This is a genomic window from Candidatus Limimorpha sp., from assembly GCF_056203535.1.
Map to the genome: position 1 here is coordinate 1 of NZ_JBADWU010000087.1, position 5,630 is coordinate 5,630.

A 5,630-nucleotide genomic window follows, 5' to 3' on the forward strand; every position below is an offset into this window, starting at 1 on the left:
ATATGGGATAATCGTATCATTTGAGCAATAATAATCCCCTGTCATTTCAAAATGATTTGGGTATGCTGTGGCAGCAATGGTATATTCTTTATCATTATGCTTTATTACGTCAGCTACAGTTTCAGGAGCTCTTTTCTGAGTGCCGATTGCTCTTTCCCATATCAGGTTGCCTTGGTCATCTGTCCTAAACACCCAAATCTTACTTTGCATATGCTCATTATTATACTGAAGATTATGAGTGCTCACCACATCGCCATCCAAGGATTTGGTGGTCCCGAACACGGTGAAGCCGCCGTCTTCGTTCTGGAAAACCTTTTTAGCAGATTCATTGCCTGCTCCGCCATAGCAGCGGCTCCAGAGGATGTTGCCTTCAAAGTCGGTCCTCATAAGCCAGATGTCTCTGGTTCGTCCATAGGCTGGAAGGTTGTTGATATAACCCAGATGGTAGCCGGCACCTTCGAGGTCGCCATCTTCCGATTCCGTATATCCAGCAAACAGATAACCATCGCTCAATTCTGCAATGCAACTAAAACCATCTTCCTCTTCTCCACCATAGCAGCGGCTCCAGATGATTTCGCCAACTTCACTCAGTTTCGTGATGATGGCATCATATTTTATTCGGTTGCAACTCGCAACATTTCCATTGCCAAGGGCATAACCCGCAATTGAAACCAGCACATTCCCATTTGACTCTCCAAATAAACATGCCGGCATTTCCATCCCTTCCGAACCAAGCATAACCTCCCATTCCTGTTCGCCTTCGCTATTGATTTTCACCACCCATGCATCATTCATGCCGTAATATTCTCCACCTGGCCCACACGGCCATTGAACATAAGCAGTTGCAACCACTCCTCCATCTGAAGTTGATGACACATAAGGAATCCCCGCTACGCCTTTTTCGGCATTGCCGGCCTGTGCAACCCATTCCAGACTTTCATAATTGCTGTATCTTCTCACTTCTATCATTGTTTTTTCAAATTGATTATTGTTGCATCCGACCAAATAGAATGAATTGCCATTGCTTTTCAAGACCCCTCTGGATGTTGGGTCAAAACGAGGCAAGCATTCTTCCCCAACAAGTTCTCCAAATTCGTTGATTTCGATAAACCATCCACGACCATAATCTTCAAAGTGGCAGCCAACCATACCGCTTTCCTCACCTACTTGACCAATGATATAATACCAACCTATTTCATTTTGAATAATTCCAAGTGTTTGATCGGTTTCCATACTTCCGTAACATTGCTGCCAGTCTATGCGAATTTGTGCAAAAAGTATTGTGGAATTAAGCAACAACAAGAGGACTATTATAGGTTTTGCTTTCATGACAATGAAAAATTAAATAGCAGTCTTGGCAGATTATTCTGCCAAGACTGCAAAATTATTAATTATTTTGCAACAACCAACTTTTCCGTTTGGTAATATTCACCACATAGAATTGTTATGGTGTAAACACCATTCGAGAGTTCTCGCAGGTCAAGAACCTTCTGGCCAACATTCCCATTTAATTGACCATACATGACTTTTTCGCCAAGCGAATTTACAATTTCAACAGCTGCTGTTTTGGCATCGCCAGGCAAAGTGAAATCGATGGCTGCCCATGTGGTGGCTGGGTTAGGGTGTACCTTCATTTGCAGCGGCACCACTTTTGGCTGTTCCTCTATGCCTGTCGGGTCGTCGTAGTTGAAGATGTCCGTGATGTGGAGGACCCAGTAACTTGAATAGGCACAAAGAGAAGCATAATTTGAGCAATTGAAATCACCGGCATAAACTCCGTCGAATCCTTCTGCTGTGGCTGCTATTGTGTAAGTGACATCATCATGTTTTATGACATCTCCTATATAGATTGGTATGTTAACATAGTGCCCTAATGCCTTTTCCCAAAGCATATTCCCATCTGCATCTATGCGGAACACCCATATCTTTCGGCCAACTTCAGGCTGATGCGGGTGCATGTTGCTTGTGCTTGCCACATCGCCGTCCAACGACTCCGTTGTGCCAAACACGGTGAAGCCGCCATCCTCGTTCTGAAACACCTTGAGCGGGAACTCGTGTCCCGTGCCGCCATAGCACTTGCTCCAGATGATGTTGCCATCAAAATCTGTCTTTATCAGCCAGATGTCGCAAGTCTTTCCGTAAAATTCATCGCCATGAGGATAACCTAAATGATACCCTGCACCTTCGGCATCGCGGTCGTCCGATTGCGTATCGCAGAGCAACAGCAACCCGTCATCCAGTTCGAGAGCCTGATAGATTTGGTCGTCCTCGCTTCCTGCATAGCAGCGGTTCCATAGCACCTGCCCGTTGCCGTCCAATTTCACGAGAAGACCGTCGTACATGTCTGTCGTCTGAGGCGTGCAAGCCGTTATAGAACCGTTGTTTCCTGGCCGGCCGCACATCGATACATAATAGCCGCCATCGGAGGCAAGCGTGATGGCACCCTGATATTCAAAATCATTTGTCCCTATAGTTGTTTCCCATTCGAGATTGCCAAGGCTGTCGACCTTCACCACCCACACGTCATACGATCCATAGTAATTGCTGATGTCGCCACCAGACCATTGCGTGGTGATGTTGGCTATGACACCACCGTCCAAAGTGATTGCGCCATGGGGGAATGTCCAAAATGGGCGGTTTTTATCTCCGAAATTTTTCGACCAGACAATTTCAGCATCAGAATTGAAACTCGTTATGTTCAATTGTTTTAAATTGTTATTGTTCAATGCCCATCCTATAGAAATGAAATCATCTCCAGAACCTTTGAATATTCCGCCAAGATCACTAAAAACCAGACTGTCCACACAATACTCTCTTTCCATAGTTCCTTCATATGCTATGCCAATGAGCCATGTGCTCGAACTTATATCACAAGTGACCATGCCATTTTGCTCCATAACGGCACCAGCCACCCAGTATCCATCTTTTTTTTCAATAATTCCTCTTGCTTCGTCTCGTCCCATGCTCCCGTAACATTGCTGCCAGTCTATGCGGATTTGGGGAAAGCAAAGGCTGTTAATCAAAGTAATGGCTAATATCAAAAACAATTTTTTCATGATAAATGCTATTTTGCAGCAGCAGGTCTTGGGCAAAAGCCCAAGACCGTAACTGCAAAGTTAATGAATCATTTTGTAATGACAAGTTTTTTTGTCATAGAATATTCGCCGCAAACAACGGTGCAAATATAAACGCCATTGGCAAGTTCTCTTAAATCTAGCACTTTTTGACCAACGTTGCCGTTCAATTGCAATTGCAGTACATTGTTGCCAAGATTGTCCGTAATATTGAACATTGCCGTTGTTGCATTAGTTGGTAGTGTAAAATCAATAGCTGTCCATGTCGTGGCTGGGTTAGGTTTAACATCAATGCTCAAACCCATTGCCATGCCATACGATTGCGAATCAATGTTTTCAGCATACCCTCCTCTTTCGTTGCCAGGATAAGGCACTACAGGACATTCTTCGAAATGATAGCGGTAGGCTCCTTCCAAAATGGATTGTGCCATGTGTTTGGGCGTGCCATTACTTCCGTAAGCTATTGTTTCAACCAAGGCAATTTCCGTGCTGTCCATCTGCATGGTGTTTCGTCCCTCATTGTAGAGGTTGCGATAAAGTCTCAGCAGTTCCATGTAATCGTCATGGGCATCCAAATCATCGCCTTCAAGATGGTAGAGGCTTGGCAGCATGTCGGCAAGCGAGAATGCCGTGTTGAAGTCGCCTTCAGCCATATAGGTTGAGATGATTTCACGGTCGGAGGCGATGTCGTTCATGTTGGACAACCAGCCGCGCAATTCGTCCACATCGACGACACTGTCATTGAGAATGCTGCGCACCATGTCGGCAGCAGCCAGACGGTAGTCGTGCGAATAATTCGCCATCTGGTTCAGCAGCACAGTCTTGTAGGTGGTGCCGCTTGCCATCTGTTTCAGAATGTCTGTCATGTATTGCGGCAGTGGATGCGTCTTGTTTTCCACATAACTGATAATGTCGCTTTTCCTTAGCTCATCGGGATTTGAGGCAAGAATTTCGAACAGGACGGATTCGGTGAAGACGTCATCGCGGTCGGCGGCTTCTTTCAGCACTTCTTCCGAAAGGTAAGGTGAAGCGCCAAGCAGTTTGGCACGCAAATTCCACATGTCGTAGGATGAAGCGGTACGGATGTCAGCCACCGTGCTGTGGGTGCTGCCGCCATCGGTGAGGCGGTCGTAGAGGTTCTTCACACTATTGTAAGTCGAATAGGCATTGTAGTAATCCGTTTCGCGCTGATGCTTTTGGGTATCTGATAGCACCGGAGTTGAGCCGCCATTACTACTGCCGCCACCGTTGCCGTAGTGTGGCGGGCAATTGTCAGTTTGGGTTGTGGCGGAAACAAAAACTTTATCATTAAAGTTTATAGGTTCTTCATTTTCAACATCGTCTTGATAAAAATACTCCAAATTGTGAAAACCTCCATTATAAAAATGGTAGCCACCAATGCTGAAAGTGTTGTCAGCAGCCATAAGTTTCCCTCCTTGTTCCGAATTTATATCTGTCGTATAAAGATTACTTCCTTCTTTTACATAAAAATCAATAACATTCAATGTGTTCTGATTGCAGCGATATTCAAGCCCATTGTTACTATTTTCTCGATTATCACCAATAGCTAGATTGCCGCAATACAATGATTCAAAATCGTTTTGGTAAATTTGTGTTTCTGAAGTGTTGGAATCTTTCACCACGATTCCGAAACTGTCATCGGGGCATATTTGGGCTGGTTCAAAATGGTTGTTTTCGATGGCGAAGTCGTTGATGCCTTCCGCATAAATGCCCATAGCGCAGTCTGAGTCGCCACGGCCAACGGCAAAATTGCAGTTTATGATGGTGGGATAGCCGGTAGCCCGCGCAAAGACCCCACAATCGTTGTTTGCAAAGTCAGTGTTCTTTATGGTGAAAGAATGTACTGGACACGAAAAATCGCGTAATGCTTCAACACCCATATACAAGCCATCGAATACAGCTTGCCTTATGAGATTTGAATGGAGGTCGTAGCTGCTGTTAATGCTGAAACTTGCATCGTGGGCTAGCAAGCCTTTCGCCCATGTCGCGACATGGCTGTTCGGGTTTCTCAGTATAAACTCGCAGCCGTTGAATGTAATTCCCTTAACCTTGGAAAGCTTCACATGTTCGTAGAATGGTTCTGTGCCGATGAAATCGCCATTCACCTCAAACCTGCATCTTGTAAACGATGAATTATAGTTTAATTCCGTTCCGGTAGCAGGGTTGTTGTCGGGATAGTAATAAAGGTATTCTTCAATTCTTACACCCTTAGCATTGTTTATGAAGTTCGCATCCGTCGCCTTGATAATTCCTCCAGTAGTCTGATAATCCCAAGGGTCCCATAAGTCGACACCCACAATGGCATTGCTGATGGTTGCGCCATTCTTCATTTCAAGATAGCCCTGCTTGTATTTCCTGTTGTGGCTGCCTTGGTCCAAGTTCTTGTTGCCCCACACCTGCACGCCTTGCCACATGCCCCTGTCGGTTTCGGGCAGCTTGTCGAAAGTGCAGCCGTCCATGGTGAGCATTCCCGTAGGCTCAATGTAAATCTTCACATCTTCGGGCGAATAGATGTCGTCCCACATGGTCAGGTCG

At 45.4% G+C, this 5,630-nt stretch carries 3 protein-coding genes; all 3 read right to left on the reverse strand.

What is annotated here, in order from left to right; all coding sequences use genetic code 11:
• Nucleotides 1–1,233 (reverse strand): hypothetical protein (locus AC06MN_RS10300; RefSeq protein ID WP_475672291.1); only part of this gene is annotated, 1,233 nt, incomplete at its 3' end.
• Nucleotides 1,234–1,391: 158 nt separating this feature from the next.
• Complete coding sequence (locus tag AC06MN_RS10305) at nucleotides 1,392–3,056, reverse strand: T9SS type A sorting domain-containing protein (RefSeq protein ID WP_475672292.1); 1,665 nt, start codon at nucleotides 3,054–3,056, stop codon at nucleotides 1,392–1,394.
• Between the two features lie 68 nt (nucleotides 3,057–3,124).
• On the reverse strand, nucleotides 3,125–5,630 hold a 2,506-nt coding region (locus AC06MN_RS10310), incomplete at its 5' end, for a T9SS type A sorting domain-containing protein (protein ID WP_475672293.1).